Annotated in this window: 17 protein-coding genes and 1 pseudogene; 9 read left to right on the plus strand and 9 right to left on the minus strand. The window is 38.4% G+C overall.

The features are described 5' to 3' along the window. On the plus strand, positions 1 to 587 hold a 587-nt coding region (locus B2X72_RS15145; RefSeq protein ID WP_286850380.1), incomplete at its 5' end, for a prolyl oligopeptidase family serine peptidase. A gap of 25 nt (positions 588 to 612) precedes the next feature. On the opposite strand, the gene B2X72_RS15150 is transcribed toward B2X72_RS15145, so the two are convergent. Further along, positions 613 to 876 (minus strand): hypothetical protein, encoded by a 264-nt coding sequence (locus tag B2X72_RS15150; protein WP_075990905.1) that lies wholly within the window; start codon positions 874 to 876, stop codon positions 613 to 615. A gap of 575 nt (positions 877 to 1,451) precedes the next feature. Between B2X72_RS15150 and B2X72_RS15155 the strand changes: the two genes are divergently transcribed. From B2X72_RS15155 to argC, 3 genes are all read left to right on the plus strand, one after another. Then, positions 1,452 to 2,168, plus strand: a complete 717-nt coding sequence (locus tag B2X72_RS15155; protein ID WP_070561978.1) for a GNAT family N-acetyltransferase — start codon at positions 1,452 to 1,454, stop codon at positions 2,166 to 2,168. 161 nt (positions 2,169 to 2,329) lie between these two features. Then, positions 2,330 to 3,514, plus strand: a complete 1,185-nt coding sequence (argG, locus tag B2X72_RS15160; RefSeq protein ID WP_075990906.1) for an argininosuccinate synthase — start codon at positions 2,330 to 2,332, stop codon at positions 3,512 to 3,514. Between the two features lie 103 nt (positions 3,515 to 3,617). Beyond that, positions 3,618 to 4,631, plus strand: a complete 1,014-nt coding sequence (gene argC / locus B2X72_RS15165; protein WP_145327158.1) for an N-acetyl-gamma-glutamyl-phosphate reductase — start codon at positions 3,618 to 3,620, stop codon at positions 4,629 to 4,631. A 186-nt stretch (positions 4,632 to 4,817) separates the two neighbouring features. On the opposite strand, the gene B2X72_RS15170 is transcribed toward argC, so the two are convergent. From B2X72_RS15170 to B2X72_RS15185, 4 genes are all read right to left on the minus strand, one after another. Further along, the gene (locus tag B2X72_RS15170) at positions 4,818 to 5,510 is read right to left on the minus strand and encodes a hypothetical protein (RefSeq protein WP_286850383.1); all 693 of its coding nucleotides are present in this window, start codon (positions 5,508 to 5,510) and stop codon (positions 4,818 to 4,820) included. Positions 5,511 to 5,520: 10 nt separating this feature from the next. Further along, a complete protein-coding gene (locus B2X72_RS15175; protein ID WP_075990909.1) occupies positions 5,521 to 6,243 on the minus strand; it encodes an intradiol ring-cleavage dioxygenase in 723 nt (240 codons plus the stop codon). A 75-nt stretch (positions 6,244 to 6,318) separates the two neighbouring features. Next, entirely contained in the window at positions 6,319 to 7,008 is a 690-nt protein-coding gene (locus B2X72_RS15180; protein WP_075990910.1) for a LytR/AlgR family response regulator transcription factor, read from the minus strand. A gap of 61 nt (positions 7,009 to 7,069) precedes the next feature. Continuing rightward, positions 7,070 to 8,224, minus strand: coding sequence for a sensor histidine kinase (locus B2X72_RS15185; RefSeq protein ID WP_075990911.1), 1,155 nt, complete (start codon positions 8,222 to 8,224; stop codon positions 7,070 to 7,072). A 429-nt stretch (positions 8,225 to 8,653) separates the two neighbouring features. Here B2X72_RS15185 and B2X72_RS15190 point away from each other — a divergent pair, with 429 nt between their 5' ends. Next, entirely contained in the window at positions 8,654 to 9,946 is a 1,293-nt protein-coding gene (locus B2X72_RS15190) for a DUF3472 domain-containing protein (protein ID WP_075990912.1), read from the plus strand. Between the two features lie 105 nt (positions 9,947 to 10,051). Here B2X72_RS15190 and B2X72_RS15195 read toward each other — a convergent pair whose 3' ends face one another. Further along, the gene (locus B2X72_RS15195) at positions 10,052 to 10,888 is read right to left on the minus strand and encodes a hypothetical protein (RefSeq protein WP_075990913.1); all 837 of its coding nucleotides are present in this window, start codon (positions 10,886 to 10,888) and stop codon (positions 10,052 to 10,054) included. Between the two features lie 273 nt (positions 10,889 to 11,161). On the opposite strand from B2X72_RS15195, the gene B2X72_RS15200 reads away from it, so the two are divergent. The 4 genes from B2X72_RS15200 to B2X72_RS15215 are packed head-to-tail and all read left to right on the plus strand — an operon-like array spanning position 11,162 to position 13,488. Next, positions 11,162 to 11,677 (plus strand): RNA polymerase sigma factor, encoded by a 516-nt coding sequence (locus B2X72_RS15200; protein WP_286850387.1) that lies wholly within the window; start codon positions 11,162 to 11,164, stop codon positions 11,675 to 11,677. Positions 11,678 to 11,718: 41 nt separating this feature from the next. Next, on the plus strand, positions 11,719 to 12,408 hold the full coding sequence (locus B2X72_RS15205; protein ID WP_075990915.1) for a hypothetical protein: 690 nt from the start codon (positions 11,719 to 11,721) through the stop codon (positions 12,406 to 12,408). Between the two features lie 6 nt (positions 12,409 to 12,414). Beyond that, positions 12,415 to 12,936 (plus strand): DUF4252 domain-containing protein, encoded by a 522-nt coding sequence (locus B2X72_RS15210; RefSeq protein ID WP_075990916.1) that lies wholly within the window; start codon positions 12,415 to 12,417, stop codon positions 12,934 to 12,936. A gap of 6 nt (positions 12,937 to 12,942) precedes the next feature. Then, positions 12,943 to 13,488 carry a DUF4252 domain-containing protein gene (locus tag B2X72_RS15215; RefSeq protein ID WP_075990917.1) on the plus strand — a complete coding sequence of 182 codons (546 nt, stop codon included), beginning with the start codon at positions 12,943 to 12,945 and terminating at the stop codon, positions 13,486 to 13,488. Between the two features lie 94 nt (positions 13,489 to 13,582). On the opposite strand, the gene hemL is transcribed toward B2X72_RS15215, so the two are convergent. The 3 genes and pseudogenes from hemL to B2X72_RS15230 form a co-directional block, all read right to left on the minus strand. Then, positions 13,583 to 14,893: a glutamate-1-semialdehyde 2,1-aminomutase gene (gene hemL / locus B2X72_RS15220; protein WP_286850389.1), complete on the minus strand. Its 1,311-nt coding sequence runs from the start codon at positions 14,891 to 14,893 to the stop codon at positions 13,583 to 13,585. Between the two features lie 87 nt (positions 14,894 to 14,980). Next, positions 14,981 to 15,373, minus strand: coding sequence for a hypothetical protein (locus B2X72_RS15225; RefSeq protein ID WP_182981025.1), 393 nt, complete (start codon positions 15,371 to 15,373; stop codon positions 14,981 to 14,983). Positions 15,374 to 15,515: 142 nt separating this feature from the next. Beyond that, positions 15,516 to 15,723: pseudogene (locus B2X72_RS15230) on the minus strand (porphobilinogen synthase); the annotation flags it as partial.

The raw sequence follows: 15,723 nt of genomic DNA on the forward strand, positions 1-15,723 counted from the left end.
AATGGTATGAAGATGGAAAAATGATGCACAAGATGAATACCTTTTATGATTTTGTGGATTGTGGTAAATACCTGATTGATCAACATTATTGTATGCCCGAACATCTCTATGCGCAAGGGGGAAGTGCCGGAGGTTTGCTGATGGGTGTAATCGCTAATATTGCGCCTGAGCAATATCATGGCATAATAGCTCAGGTACCATTTGTAGATGTGGTGAATACCATGTTGGATGATACAATACCGTTGACTACAAATGAGTATGATGAATGGGGTAACCCCAATGAGAAGGAAGCCTATTATTATATGAAGGCCTATTCTCCATATGAAAACATTGAAGCAAAAGAATACCCTAATTTATTGGTCACAACCGGGCTGCACGATAGTCAGGTGCAGTATTTTGAACCAGCAAAATGGGTAGCAAAACTGAGAGCTACTAAAATAGGAGATGCGGTTTTACTGTTAAAAACAGATATGGATTATGGTCATGGTGGGGCATCGGGTCGATTTGACTATTTAAAGGAAATTGCATTGGAATATGCTTTTCTCTTTAAATTGGAAGGGATTATTCCAATTTATACAAATGAATAATAAAAAAGCGGCTAATGCCGCTTTTTTATTGTTGAGCATGATTAATGCTATCCTGTTGTTTTTGTAAACGCTCTTCCCGCTCGATCTCTCTAGAGTCGATCTGATGCTGTTGATAATTGTCCATGGCCACTTTACTGGCTTTCTGCGATACGTAGATCGCTAATAGGGCAACAATAGTAATGATTGCTATTCCCCAGGCATATTTATGTTTGTCCTGTTTGACGAGCCAATACATAAAGATAATGTAAGGGACGGCAAAAATAATATAGAAAATTAAACTCGGTGACATACTATTCTCCATTAAATGATCCCTACAAAAGTATCGTTTTTGACTAAAAATAACGAACCGATAGAAAAAACAACAATTTCAATTGATAAAGCCTTAAACCTTTATCCGTTTTATTGTCAAATTAATATCGCTAATGTGATGGTTCTATTGCCGACTTGTTGTGGATTAATTGCTTGAGAATGAAGCTTACAGGAAGGTTTTGACGGTGGATTGTAAATTTTTAATTTTTGCAAAAAATCAATGAGAATATTGTGGAAAAGAAAAAAATATTTTTATACATTTGCATCGTCAGAAACAATTGACAGAGCATAAAAAAATGAAACAGAACAAAAAGAACGATTATTCTTATATTCAAACTTTTGAGAAGTTTATGAAGAAGGTCTTTTGTGCTTTCATTTTTGTAGAAATACCTGTTTTACGCCTCCGACGACCTATACTACCTCGGGCTTGATTTGAGGTAGTGAATCTTTCCAAGCAAGACCATGATTGTCCGATGGTTTTGAATCCATTATTTTAATTTATTTAGTAACAAAACACGACAGTAGTTGTTGTTTTATTATTAGGGTCGTAAGTCAATGACTATATCAGATTTTTTAATTATCCCGGCTAAACCTGAGCATGCGCACTATGCAGAGGTTATTTGCGACGAAATGTTCGAGTCTGCAAAGGCTCGTGGTACTGGTATTGCGCGTCGTAAACCAGAATACGTTGCCAACAAGATGAATGAAGGTAAAGCAGTGATTGCTTTACATAGAGATGGCCGATGGGCAGGTTTTTGTTATATAGAAACTTGGGGGCATGGTGATTATGTCGCTAACTCAGGTTTGATTGTCAATCCCGAATTCAGAAAAGTCGGTTTGGCAAAAGCAATCAAAAAAAGAGTCTTTGAGCTTTCACGTGAGAAATACCCTAAAGCGAAGATCTTTGGTTTGACAACCGGATTCGCCGTGATGAAAATCAATTCAGAACTGGGCTATGAACCGGTTCCCTATTCCGAATTGACTTCCGATGATGAATTCTGGAAAGGCTGTCAAAGCTGCGTGAATTATGAGATCCTGATGAGTAAAGACCGTAAAAACTGTATGTGTACCGCCATGCTTTGGGATCCCGAAGAGAAAGAACGTGAATTGCGGGAGAAGATCCAGCGCAAGCATGAAGCGAAAGAACGTTTGGAAAGAATTACACAAAAACAGTCTCTGCTAAAGCGTATACAGGCGAAGTTTTGGAAATCGGCCAATAAATTTATTGCTGTCAATTTTCCGAAGCATAACAAAGTCGCAAAAGGATATTAAGCTAAGGCTGAGCGATTATATTGAAAATAGATGTAACAGGTAACTGAAGATGTTCATAATAACAAGATCAGTTCAAGGTTCTCTCAACATAATAATAAAAAACCGAGTGAGACGAGCTTAAATCAGCCGTTGAAAACAAACACTCATAAAATAACATTCTAATGAAAAAAGTAGTTTTAGCATTTAGTGGCGGATTAGATACTTCATTCTGTTGTATTTATCTTACACAAGATTTAGGTTTAGAAGTTCATTCCGTAGTTGTAAATACAGGTGGTTTTTCGGATGAAGAATTAAAAAATATTGAAGAACGTGCTTATGCTTTAGGTGTGAAATCACATACAGCTATAGACGAAACGGCAGACTATTACCGCGAAACTATTAAATTTTTGATTTTTGGCAATGTGTTAAAAAATGCGACTTATCCATTGTCAGTATCTGCTGAGCGTGTATGCCAAGCAACCGCAATTGCAAACTACGCAAAGAAAATTGGCGCTGAATGTGTTGCTCATGGATCTACAGGTGCAGGAAACGACCAAGTACGTTTCGATATGATTTTCCAGACCCTGATTCCAGGAGTGGAAATTATCACCCCAATCCGTGATCTACAATTGTCGCGTGAAGCCGAAATAGAATATTTGAATAAGCATGGTGTAGAGTATTCTGCTGAAAAAGCAAAATACTCCATCAATAAAGGTCTTTGGGGTACTTCTGTTGGTGGAGCAGAAACATTGACATCCAACCAATACTTACCAGAGTCGGCATGGCCAACTCCAGTGACTTCTTCAGAGCCGCAACAAATTACAATCGATTTTGAAAAAGGAGAGCCTATTGCATTAAATGGTGAGAAAATGGCTTCCGTTAAAGTGATTCAAGAATTACAGACAATAGCTCAACCATACGGTATTGGCCGTGATATCCACGTTGGTGATACAATCATTGGTATCAAAGGCCGTGTGGGTTTTGAAGCCGCTGCTTCTGTCATTTTAATCAAGGCACATCATGCCTTAGAAAAACATACCTTAACTAAATGGCAATTGTCCTGGAAAGATCAAATCGCTGCTTTCTACGGAAATTATATGCACGAAGGCCAAATGCACGATCCCGTTATGCGTGATATCGAAGCATTCTTGCAATCCTCACAGGAAACAGTGACTGGCCGAGTGATTGTTGAACTTCACCCATACCGTTTTGTCGTCATTGGTGTCGAGTCTGAACACGATTTGATGTCCAATAAATTCGGCAGCTATGGTGAAATGAATAAGGGCTATACAGGTGACGATGTGAAAGGTTTCTCCAAAATTTTTGGAAATCAAACCATCATTTGGCACAAAGTGAATAAAAAATAAACCGTGTTTTATGCCATGTATTTTTTTCTTAAAGTAAACTTGATAAGAAAAAGTACATGGCATGATAGGTGATAACGCATACCTAAATTCTAAATTCAAAAAAATGATAAGAGTAGGAATAATTGGTTCGGCAGGATATACTGGTGGTGAATTATTACGTGTATTGATTTATCATCCTGAGGTGGAAATCGTATTTGCTAATAGCGCTTCCAATGCAGGAAATAAGTTATATGAAGTTCACAATGATCTATTTGGTGATACTGAATTGACCTTCTCTTCGGACTTTCACTCAGCTATTGATGTATTGTTCTTATGTGTTGGTCATGGTGATGCACGCAAATTTTTAGATGCAAATCCAATCGATGCATCCGTGAAGATTATTGATCTCTCACAAGATTATCGTCTTCGTGCGAATACAGCTTTCCAAGGTCAACAATTCGTGTATGGGCTTCCGGAACTAAACAAAGAGGCAATCAAAACGGCTCAGTATATTGCTAATCCAGGATGCTTTGCAACAAATATCCAATTGGCTTTATTGCCATTAGCGAGTAAAGGCTTATTACCTGATCAAATCCATGTTAATGCAACGACTGGATCAACAGGGGCAGGACAAAAACCAGGTGCAACAACGCATTTCTCCTGGCGTAACAATAACCTTTCTGCTTACAAATCTTTTGAACACCAGCATTTGCAGGAAATTTCAGAGTCCTTGGATCAGCTACAAGCGGGATTTTTGCCGGTGTCAGACGGATCATTGTTGGAACGTGCTGCTGCAAAAATTAATTTTGTTCCTCAACGTGGCGATTTTGCCCGCGGAATTTTTTCGGCAATTTATGTAGACACCGATTTGTCTGAAGAGCAGGCCTACGCATTGTATGACAGCTATTATGCCGCTCACCCTTTTACACATGTCAGTCCTAAAAATATTGACCTCAAACAGGTCGTTAATACAAATAAAAGTATTATCCACCTCGAAAAGCACGGAAATAAGCTCCTTATTTTAAATGCGACCGATAATTTGCTGAAAGGAGCATCTGGTCAAGCTGTACAAAATATGAACTTAATGTTCGGTTTAGACGAGCGTACAGGATTAAACTTGAAAAGCGTTGGTTTTTAGCCATTTTTAAAATATTAAACAGCAATATCAACAAGTTGTGAGTAACTTGAGGGATCACCTTAAAAGCGAAATGAGGTTTTCAACATTTTATTAACATCGTGTGGAAAAGTGAAGGGTAGACCCTTCACTTTTTTATGTTTATCGTGGTCGTTATTTTGGAAATCATCGTTTTTTAAATCTATTCCGTTAGAAACACAAAACCACCAAAAGGCCAGTTGCCGATAAGCATTCGATGTCTAAATTTTTTGAATCTGGTAGATAAAGACCATCAGATGGATAAAGAATACGTTCTTCAACTTCAAAATTACCATCTAATGCAAATGCAAATGCAAATGCGCTTTTTTGGTCTTGGCCAATCTGTAATTCAAAATCATGTTTTCCGGCAAATGCACCGAAGTAGAACTGAAAATCAGTAGCTAAGTCGGTGCCTACAGGATACATCTTGTTTTTCTCAAACGAAGATGAAAGTGGAAGATTCGCAATATGAGGTAGTGTAGGAGTGTTTATTGCCGAATTAAGCACAAATTCTTGAAAGATCGCAGGCTCCCCAACTTCGGATGATGCCTTTATGTGAATTGCCGTATTATTTTCAAAATTGTGTACTAAGATTGTTCCGACAGGAACGGTATAGGTTTGGCCATCCATCGTCACGAGTAGATCCCCAACCAAAGGAATCAAAAATGAGACTGTATCCTGATTGGTCGGGAGTTCCAAAGTCTCTTGAAGCGCGACTTGCCAGCTATTGACTTGTTGCAACCGGCCAATAGCCTCCCGGTGAGGAGCAGCAAAGGAGCCATAATTGAGTGTGCTCCTGACTAAATGTGTTCCGATTGATGTTTCCCCTCGCTGTTCCGCGATATAGATTCTAATATCCTGCATGATCAGGCTGTTAAGCATTAACATGAATCGTCATTTTCATTTGGAAACCTTCAGATAAGGATCCTGTGACCGTAGACATTTCTTTGGTAACACCATCGCTGAATACGTTGTCATTGGCATTATAGGTATATCCTGAAACACCTTTTTTGTAACCATAAGAAGAACCTGTGTTATTGACTTCAAGACACAGACTATCTTGAAAGGCGATTTGCGTCACTAATAGCGATTTACCTGTAGCATCATATACATGAACGTGAATATGTGTTGCTCGACCTTGATACCAGCCCGGAAAGATGGTTTGGAAAGAAACAAGTCCATTGGCATTCGTAACTTGTCTACCGCGGTACCAATTGACAGACTGGTAGTTGCTGGATTGCATCTGTGTTCCGCCATATTGGGAATAGTTACCTTCCACATCACAATGCCAAATATCCACTAAAGCTCCTTCTAGTGCCGCACAGCTATTGTTTGTATTAACAATGGTAATTAAACCGAGCATATTCGCCCCAATACCATCACCTTTGCGTATATCTGATCGGACATAACTTGAAGGTGTTTTTGTCGGAAAAGGCCCTTCGGTTTCCGAAGGTGTTACACTGCAGCTTGAATCGACATTTACGTCAGTGCCCTCATCCGTAATTGATGTGGTATCGTCTTTCTTGCAAGCTGCCCAGACCATTGGCCCTGAAAATGCGAGCAATGATAGGGTTTTTATAAAATTTTTGCGTTCCATATCTCTTCTTTTTTATTTATGGAAGCAAGGTAATAGACGGAGATGTAAAATAATGTTAAGTAACGATAAAGAGGCTTATTGCATCGACGAATCACGTAGACATTGGATAACCTCATTATAGTAACCATCGCCGACTTTCAATGTGAAGTTGGGTAATTGTACTTTACGCTGTGAAAATGTAATGATGTGTTTGACTGCGATAACAAAGCTGCGGTGGATACGGATAAACTGATTTTTTGGCAAACGCTCGAGCATGGCTTTCATTGTCGATAGAGTCAATATTGTTTTTCCGTGTATAAGGTGTATTTTGATATAATCTTGCATGCTTTCCAAGCACTCAATTTCGTCAAGATAGATCTTGATTCGTTGATATTCTACACTCACGATTAAAAAGGGGCGATGGCTCTGTGTAGCTGAACGTGTCATCGCTTTATCGATGGCCCGTTCAAAACGGACGAAGTCAAATGGTTTGAGAAGATAGTCTACTGAATCAAGTTCAAATCCATCTATCGCATACTCCTTATGTGCTGTGGTGAAAATCAATAAAGGTCTTGGTTTTAAGTTCTTTGCAAAATCAATACCATTGATCTCGAGCATATCAATATCCAAAAAAATCAAATCAACACTGTTATTGGCGAGATATAGCTTCGCTTCATGGGGGTTACTGAAGGTTGCAGCAAGCTGTATAGCAGGATGCTTTGCTGTGAACGTCGAAATAATACGAAGAGCCAGGGGTTCATCGTCAAGAGCTATGCAAGTTAACATCGATTAAATTAAGATAAACTGCTTTTGTATATATAATCGTATAGCCTAATATAGAAACAATTTATGAAGAAATGTAAAGGATAAGCTGAACGAAAAAAGAATGATCCTCCTGCTGGATCGTCAGGCGATGTTTGTTGGCATAAAAATGTTCCAATAGACGTTTAACATTTTTAAGACCTGTTCCTGTTCGGTGTTGTTCGGTTGACTGTGTAGCTATGCTATTCTTTACATTTAATACACAGGATGTTGGCGTTAGAATGACTTCAAAACTTAATTGGGAGGGCTCTATTGTGCTTAATCCATATTTGAACGCATTTTCAACAAAAGGAAGCAACACAAATGCGTGTATCGTTTTAGGGTGTTCTAGCCCCGCATAGTGTTCACTGATAGAACAATTTGGGCCAGTGCGTAGCTTTTGGAGATTGATAAAATCTTGTATAGCCTGTATTTCAATCTTGATGTCAATCGTATCACTATGCCGTTCATCCATATAATAACGCATTAATTGTGAAAGACGATGAATACTACTCGCGACGGCATCATCGTTGGTCAATGCTAATGCATAAATATTATTTAAGGTGTTGAACAAAAAGTGGGGGTGGACCTGGGCTTTTAAGAAGGAAAGTTCGGCCTTCATCCGGTCTTGTTCGACCAATTGCATCTTTTGCTGAGTTTCCATCCAGTAGGTTACGATTCTATAGAGTGCGGCAAGGCTAATGGTTAACAGGAAAATATACACGGAAGCAATATCGATGGGTTGTGGCCGTTGTCCCAAGGTCTGCCCCGGACCTCGGTCTGGGGAATGCCTAGCAGATGGCGGCGGTGGAAAATCAGGGTGATGCCTAGACGAAAATTCTCTTTCTCCAGGGGTAGGTAATTGCTGACGTCCAATATGCATCAAGCGATCGAAGGGCTGAAGATAACAGGCTAATAACAAGCCTGTCAAAATAATGGAGATTCCGTAACTGATAAATTTTCGTTTTCTTATCGCATAAGGAATTAGCAGGTAAGCATTGACATAGAATAGGATTAAAAAACAGCCTGTGAAAATCCAAAATGCCGGCGCAAAAAGTATTTCCTTAATTTCCAATTGACCGTTGTTAAAAAATAATACTGGAAAGGATAAGAAAATAAGCCAGGCGAGTCCATGGATCAATATGGAGATTTGTTTTTGTCCTAAGATACGTTTTGATGTGCTATCAGCAGATTTGTCCATGGAGCTTGCTATTTTAGCTTTTATAAAAGGGGACTCTGATCCTAAAAATACACAAAAAGATTAGATCGTATTTTTAAAATGTTAAAATATACATCTCATTTTATAATAGTTCATTTAAATGGAAAGGAATGGTGGTCAATTATTGCTGTTTTTTTACACAATCGATTGATATACATTTCCTTTCTTTTTCTGTAAATCTAAGCCTTATCTTCATCAAATAATCCAGTTTCACAAACCGATACCATCTTTATTCAATAGTAAAGTGCAACAGAAAGATAGCTGATAAACTGAGTTTCAGAATAGCTAAAGGAGTTTGGTTTCGTGAAGTATTCGAGTTTAGCAGCATCTCGAATTCATGGCAAGCATTAATAACCGCAGGTAGTATAACTAGCCTAGGTTTGATATATAAATTGATAAAAAAAATAAAGTATGAAAAGAAAACACTTTATCCAGTATCTCTTTATGGGAGCTTTATCCTGTCTTTCGATAAGCAGTATAGCGCAAACAGTAGGGAAGACTTATGCCGTACCACTTGCCGGGAATGCTTTCATTACCGCAGGACAAGTTGGTGAAGCGGAAATTTCCGGTCGTAATGGCCTTGTAAAATGGTCAAGCGATCAGGAAGTGGTATCGGTTTATTTTAGGGCTCAAAAGGCGGGGAAATTGACTTTGAAACTGAAGGCAAAAAACGATGCTGGAAAATCCAAAATAGCAGTAGACGCTTTAGGAAAAAAGGCGATCGTGAATGTGGAAAGTACTGAGCTGTCGGAAACAGCGCCTCTGTCCATTGATGTAAAATCGCCCGGTTACGTTCAGGTTAATTTAAAAGGCTTAAGTAAATCGGGAAGCAATTTTGCCAATGTAACCGAATTGCTTGTGAGCGGCGAAGCGGCTTCGGGAGGTCTTCTGTTTTCCAATGATCCTGAGTATTACTATTGGTCCAGAAGAGGCCCTTCTTGTCATCTAAATTATACTGTTCCTACGGAGGGTAACGTTAGTTACTATTATAACGAAGTAACCGTCCCTCAAGGAGAAGATAAAGTTGGTTCCTATTTTATGGCGAATGGTTTTGGCGAAGGCTACTTTGGTATACAGGTTAATTCAGAAACCGAGCGACGTATCTTATTTTCCGTCTGGAGTCCATTCCACACAGATGATCCGAAAAGTATTCCAGATGAGCAAAAAATCCATCTACTAAAAAAAGGAAAGGATGTGCATTCGGGTGAGTTTGGAAATGAAGGGTCAGGCGGACAGAGTTACCGTAAGTACTTTTGGAAAGCAGGGGTAACCTATAAGTTTCTCTTGAAAGGCGTGCCCGATGGAAAAGGAAATACTGATTATACGGCTTGGTTTTTTGTACCCGAAGAGCATGCATGGAATGTGATCGCAAGCTTCAAACGTCCGCAGACAAACACCTACCTGAAACGATTCCATAGTTTCTTAGAGAACTTTAGTCCTAATCAAGGCTACCTGGGTAGAAAGGTTGAGTTTGGCAATCAATGGGTCTATGATGGACAATGGAAAGCTGTACAGGAGGCTTCTTTCAGTGTCGATAATACCTATCGTGCAAATCAACGCATTGATGCAATCGGCGGCATTACCAAAAACGGATACTTCCTTAGAAATGGTGGTTTCTTTAATGACGTTGTTAAGCCAGGAAGTAAGTTTGAATTCCGGAATAAAAATAATGCACCGAAAATTGATTTTGACAAACTGCCTTAATCAAAAAGGAATAAAGACAATGTCTTTTTGTCGCTCAAAGTTTGTCCTAAACACAAAAGAGACGCATTTTAATGCGACTCTTTTGTGTTTAGGACAGCCCTCAATTTATTTTTCAGACAGTTTGATATCACGTTCTACCGAAACATTATCTCCGGTAACAGCATTACCATCCTTATCCACTAGAGTCAATTTTACTTTATTGTTGCCCATTGGCAGCCCTTTTATCTCATATGGCCCCCATTTGTCCAATGTAAATGTCTGGCCATTGATATCTGCAATTATCTTGTTGCCGTCTGGAGCAAGTTTGGTATTGACTACGTAAAAATCTAACAGGAGATTTTTTGTTTCATCTCCTTTATACTCACCTTTAGGTCGAGAATAGAAAAGTGATGGTTCCTTTGGTGTTGCATCTGTCGTCAATTTACCCGTTGCATCAATCTTAAATTTTACCAATTTAGAAGCTTCAGTGGTTTTTATGGATTCATGATAGGATCTTGATAAAAATGAGAGCAGGTAATGTTCCGAATTTAACGGTACTGTTACGGAGTTCTCGGGCTTGTAAAGAGCCGTGTAAGGTTTATTGTCTAAAATAAAATGGATATGTTGTCCATCATGCGAATTTGCCATATGGGCAGCATGGGCATCATCGGTCATCTCAGTCAATTTGAAATTCTTGATCGCATATTTTACAGTTACTTTTGCGGAGTCTGTTCCTACCTTTTCTGCAGTGATCGAGGCGATCTGCAGATCAGCTCCAGGAAATTCTTTCGAGTCTGCAATAGGACTGACGGTGATTGAGTCCATTTTTTGTGCAGTATTTGTGTCGATACTGCTGCTTGAGTCAGCTCCACCTGTACTTTTCGTAGAAGAGTTGTTACACCCAACAGCGCCTACTAGGAGTGCTACTGCAGCAGTAATACCTGTAATTCTGTAATACTTCATAATTTTTTTTGTTTAATTTTTTAATCATTCAGCATCTTAAGTAACAGTCTATGTTCCTATTTTGTTTGTAATAAGGTTAAAAATAGGCTGTTTGGGCTACTTATTGAAGTTTAATACACAGTGAATTAAATATTTTTAAAAAAATAGTCATATTAGATGTAATAAATCGATCTGCTGAAATGTCTTGATTATATAAAAGGCACGGGTGATATTGAGATGGAGCATAAGCCGATTAAAAATTAAAATAGAGTAAGTCTCAATATTGACGATAACATGAATCAAGAGCAATTTAAAAATACCGTTTTCATCCATAAGGATAAGCTATTTCGCTTTGCGAAACGGATCTTGATTGATGATGACGAGGCTTTCGATGCGGTACAAAATGTGATGATGCGGTTGTGGCAATTAAAAGATCAGTTGCTTCAATACAAAAATATGGAAGCTTTCTGCATGCAGAGTGTGAAAAATGAAGCACTCAATCGTTTAAAAAGAGATAAGGTCCGGGCGGATTTTGTTGAACAGCATCACGTTGTTGCGATGACGGAACATACCGTTGGGAATACGAAAGAAATTATTCTGGAGATGATCAATTCTCTTCCCGAAAAACAAAGGCTTGTTATGCATCTGCGCGATGTTGAGGATTATGATATCGATGAAATCGGTGAAGTATTGGAGATGGGGGAGTCAGCAGTCAGAGTTAATCTGATGCGTGCAAGACAGAAGGTAAAAGAACAATTGACAAAATTATTCGATTATGAAACCACGCGGATTTATTCAGGTAAAAAATAAACCCGATTGTTTCATCTTCTTTGAAAATAAGATATACAGTGATGAAAGATAAGAAATTAAAAGAATTGGAAGAGAAGTACTTTAATGGCCAGTCGTCATTAGAGGAAGAAAGAGTATTGAAAAACTCGGATAATGCTTTTTTTCAATCATTAAATCAGGAAAAAAATAAGACAATGGACTGGTCCTTTGAGGACTTCCAAAGTGAGATCAATGATGATAAGAAACGTATTGTGTGGTGGAATAATAGCTGGATAAAATATGCAGCAGCAGCCATGTTGGTAATGGCTATTGGAATTGCACTATTCCTAAATCAGGAATCAGCAATACAAGGACCTGTGCTCGCCAAAAAAGAAATGAGTGAGTCGAAGCCTGCCGATAAGAAGCTGCTTGACGATCAAAATATAGAAATAACAGCTCCCAAACTTAATGATGAGGTAAGTGCGGAGGACAGTGGAAAGGCGATGCGAACAGCAGAAACTTTTAAACGTCCAAAAGTAAAAAAACAGGCCAAAAATTGGATAGTGAAGAAAGAAGTCGTGACTGAAAGTTCGGAATTGACAACAGAAGAGTCCTACCGGGCAGATTATGTTGTTTTGAATGGGAAGCCTGTCGCGAATGAACAGGAAGCTGTTGAACTGACCCTAAAATCTTTGGGCTTACTGGCAAATAATCTGGAAAATGGTGTAGATAAAGCAATGAATATAAAACAAATGTCAATAACGATTAACTAAAATAAAATGAAAGGTTTTTTAATAGCTTGCCTTCTACTTGTAGCAAGTATGGCAAATGCACAAATTTCAAAATTGGATAAACTTTTTGAACAATATCAAGGAAAGAAAGGTGTAACGACACTCAAGATTGGGGCGCCGATGTTCAAACTATTGGGTAATTTGAAAATAGACGATGAGGATATGCAGACAATTACACCACTGCTTAAGAATGTTAAATCGTTGCGGATGCTGATTGTTGAGGATGGAGAAGATAAAGCTTTAACAGGTATTATTCGGGGGGCGGTGTCTAATTTAAAATATGAAGAGCTTATGTCACTCAACAGTGATGGACAAGATATCCGATTCATGGTAGAAAATATGTCCGCAAATGCCGATATCCTAAACAATCTGTTACTTACAATCAATGGAGATGGGCAAAACCTATTTATGATCCTGGACGGGGCTATACCGTTGAAAGATGTGACTAGCTTGGTAAACGACGGGAATAATAAAGTGAATAAGAACAAAGGAGATAACAACAAAAAGTAGAAAATTATGAAAAGATTACTAACCTTGTTGTGCCTAGTTGGCGTTCTTTTCTCCATGCAATCATGCATGATAAAAAAAGCGTCCAATATGGACTTCGTCAGTCGGTCTAATGTATCTGACGATGCTGAGATTGTTGCGATTAATTTACCGATGTGGTTAACAAAACCCTTTATGAAAAAAGCCTTAAAGGATGATAATGATGAAGATACTCGTGCAATGGCCGAAATTGTAAAGAAATTGAAGAAGTTCAGAATGCTGACACTGTCAAATAATGATAAAATAAAGAATGCGCGTATTTTGGACGATTACCATAAGTTTTTAAAGAAAAATAAATTTGAGGAACTTCTGGTTATTAACACCGATGGCCAGGAAATTTCGCTAAATGCTCGTATTGATAAGAACAATGTCATTCAGCGGGTTTCTTTATTGGTCCATGATGATGAAGATGAAAGTGTATTTATGGATATCAAAGGTAAGTTTTCGTTGGATGAACTTATCGCCGGATTAAATAAGATGAAATCCAAAGATAAGAAGTTGGCAAACAAACTTTAATAAGTACGTTGATTCAAACCGAAACTTCCACTAACCTATAAAAAAAAGCCCTCCAGTAATATACTAGAGGGCTTTTTTTAAAGTAGTTTGATTTTTATGCGCTAAAGACAATGTCCAACGCATCAAAAATATGTTTTTTTGCCAGGTCAAGATCCGCTGCTGTATGTGCATCAGAAACAAAACCTACTTCATAGCCTGAAGGGCCAAAATAAACGCCGCGATTTAACAACTCGCGGTGCATAATTTTATAAGATTCCATCGATTTAGGATCGATTTCACTCGCTTTTTTAATTTCTTGCTGTTCTGTAAATGCAAACCAAAAAATAGAAGCAACATGGAAAAGTTGAACTTTATATCCTTTCTCAGCAATATAAGCACGCATATCATTGACAAAAGCTTCTGTTTTGGCATTTAAATTTGTGTAGAAATCCTTTTGAGCCAAGATACCCAATGCAGCAATGCCGGCAGCCATAGCAACTGGATTTCCGGATAAAGTTCCTGCTTGGTAAACGGCACCATCAGGAGATATACAGGCCATCAATTCTTTTGAGGCTCCATAAGCACCGACAGGCATTCCGCCACCAATAATTTTACCGTAGGTAATAATATCAGGTTGTACATCATAGTAAGCTGAAGCACCTTCAAAACCAACACGGAATCCTGTGATCACTTCATCCATAATCAACATTGCACCATGTTCTTTGGTGATATTACGTAAGAAGTGAACATACTCCTTAGATTGCAACAATAAGCCATTGTTCGCAGGTATACCCTCAATGATAACTGCCGCAATCTGATCTTTAAACTCTGCAAAAGCAGCTTCTAAAGCTTGCTTATCGTTTAATTCGATAACAATGGTTTCGTCTGCAAATGCTTTAGGTACACCGGCCGAAGATGTTTCACCAAAGGTTACCAGGCCAGAACCAGCTTTCACCAAAAGAGAATCGGAGTGCCCATGATAACAGCCATCAAATTTGATGATCTTATCACGTTTCGTATAGCCTCTAGCCAAACGGATAGCAGACATTACAGCCTCGGTGCCAGAACTGACAAAGCGAATTTTCTCAATAAATCGATTGTTTTCGATAATCAACCCAGCTAGTTGGTTCTCCAACGCAGTAGGAGCGCCAAAACTTAAGCCTTTCCCGAGTTGTGCCGCTACTGCTTCACGAACTTGATCATTATTGTGCCCTAAAATTAGGGGACCCCATGAACAACAAAAATCGATGAATTCATTGCCGTCCGCATCCCAAAGATGCGCCTTATCGCCACGTTCAATAAATAATGGGGTACCATATACGGATTTGAAGGCCCTAACAGGAGAGTTTACGCCTCCAGGGAAATATTGTTTTGCTTTTTCAAATAGCTCAGCAGATTTTGCTCTTGAAATATCAGGTGCTTGCATAGTCTATGTATTTGAATGCGAAGTTATCTTTTTTTGAGAAGATAAGTCTCATAGAAACGTAAGGAATCCATAATAGCCTGATATTAGCTATTTAAATTGAGTAATAGTTTCCTTTTTTAGCAATTGTATTTCTTGTTTATTGACAAACAGGATAATCTCATTGGCCGATTTAATTTCAATCTCAAAAGCCGTCTTATTATCATTATATTTTCCAAAAAGGCTTGGACTAAAAAAGTACCCACTGAATTTTTTGCTATCTAATATTGCAAAATTGCCCACTTTTTGATGAACTGAAGTTGGGGGACTTTGATGGTTTGAATTTGAAAAGGTGAAAAAGGCGTCGCCATTCTTATTAAATATGATTGATTTCAATTTAGCGTTGGCCGCAATCCAATTGCCTTCTAAAAAGGAGTAAAATGTATGTTCATGTACGGAAGGAGCCGATAACAGGAAACTGCTGATTATAATACTTTTTAACATAATAAGGTGGATTATAATTTTCTGTTTGACCGCAATGTAATAAAAAGGTTTAAATAATATTTTAAAAAAAGCAGAAGCCCGGAAATGAATTCCCGAGCTTCTGTTAGTTATATTCCGATTATCGAAGATAATTTGGAAGTTATTAAATAAAACCTTTCTCCAATACTTCTTTGGAGTGGTAGGATAAGATTGCTGTAGCGCCAGCACGTCTGAAGCTCAATAACGTTTCTAGAATGACACGTTCGTCTAACCAGCCGTTTTGAATAGCCGCCTTTAACATCGCATATTCTCCGCTGACATTATACACCGCAATTGGCAGATCGAAGTTGTCTGCAAGAAGTTTAACGATA

It is taken from the genome of Sphingobacterium sp. UBA7253 (assembly GCF_002472745.1).
GTDB lineage: Bacteria > Bacteroidota > Bacteroidia > Sphingobacteriales > Sphingobacteriaceae > Sphingobacterium > Sphingobacterium siyangense.

Excerpts from the sequence above, each read along its gene's own strand:
- B2X72_RS15150 (WP_075990905.1), bottom strand. The coding sequence starts at position 876 with ATGTCACCGAGTTTAATTTTCTATATTATTTTTGCCGTCCCTTACATT.
- B2X72_RS15155 (WP_070561978.1), top strand. The coding sequence starts at position 1,452 with ATGACTATATCAGATTTTTTAATTATCCCGGCTAAACCTGAGCATGCG.
- argG (WP_075990906.1), top strand. The coding sequence starts at position 2,330 with ATGAAAAAAGTAGTTTTAGCATTTAGTGGCGGATTAGATACTTCATTC.
- argC (WP_145327158.1), top strand. The coding sequence starts at position 3,618 with ATGATAAGAGTAGGAATAATTGGTTCGGCAGGATATACTGGTGGTGAA.
- B2X72_RS15170 (WP_286850383.1), bottom strand. The coding sequence starts at position 5,510 with ATGCAGGATATTAGAATCTATATCGCGGAACAGCGAGGGGAAACATCA.
- B2X72_RS15175 (WP_075990909.1), bottom strand. The coding sequence starts at position 6,243 with ATGGAACGCAAAAATTTTATAAAAACCCTATCATTGCTCGCATTTTCA.
- B2X72_RS15180 (WP_075990910.1), bottom strand. The coding sequence starts at position 7,008 with ATGTTAACTTGCATAGCTCTTGACGATGAACCCCTGGCTCTTCGTATT.
- B2X72_RS15185 (WP_075990911.1), bottom strand. The coding sequence starts at position 8,224 with ATGGACAAATCTGCTGATAGCACATCAAAACGTATCTTAGGACAAAAA.
- B2X72_RS15190 (WP_075990912.1), top strand. The coding sequence starts at position 8,654 with ATGAAAAGAAAACACTTTATCCAGTATCTCTTTATGGGAGCTTTATCC.
- B2X72_RS15195 (WP_075990913.1), bottom strand. The coding sequence starts at position 10,888 with ATGAAGTATTACAGAATTACAGGTATTACTGCTGCAGTAGCACTCCTA.
- B2X72_RS15200 (WP_286850387.1), top strand. The coding sequence starts at position 11,162 with ATGAATCAAGAGCAATTTAAAAATACCGTTTTCATCCATAAGGATAAG.
- B2X72_RS15205 (WP_075990915.1), top strand. The coding sequence starts at position 11,719 with ATGAAAGATAAGAAATTAAAAGAATTGGAAGAGAAGTACTTTAATGGC.
- B2X72_RS15210 (WP_075990916.1), top strand. The coding sequence starts at position 12,415 with ATGAAAGGTTTTTTAATAGCTTGCCTTCTACTTGTAGCAAGTATGGCA.
- B2X72_RS15215 (WP_075990917.1), top strand. The coding sequence starts at position 12,943 with ATGAAAAGATTACTAACCTTGTTGTGCCTAGTTGGCGTTCTTTTCTCC.
- hemL (WP_286850389.1), bottom strand. The coding sequence starts at position 14,893 with ATGCAAGCACCTGATATTTCAAGAGCAAAATCTGCTGAGCTATTTGAA.
- B2X72_RS15225 (WP_182981025.1), bottom strand. The coding sequence starts at position 15,373 with ATGTTAAAAAGTATTATAATCAGCAGTTTCCTGTTATCGGCTCCTTCC.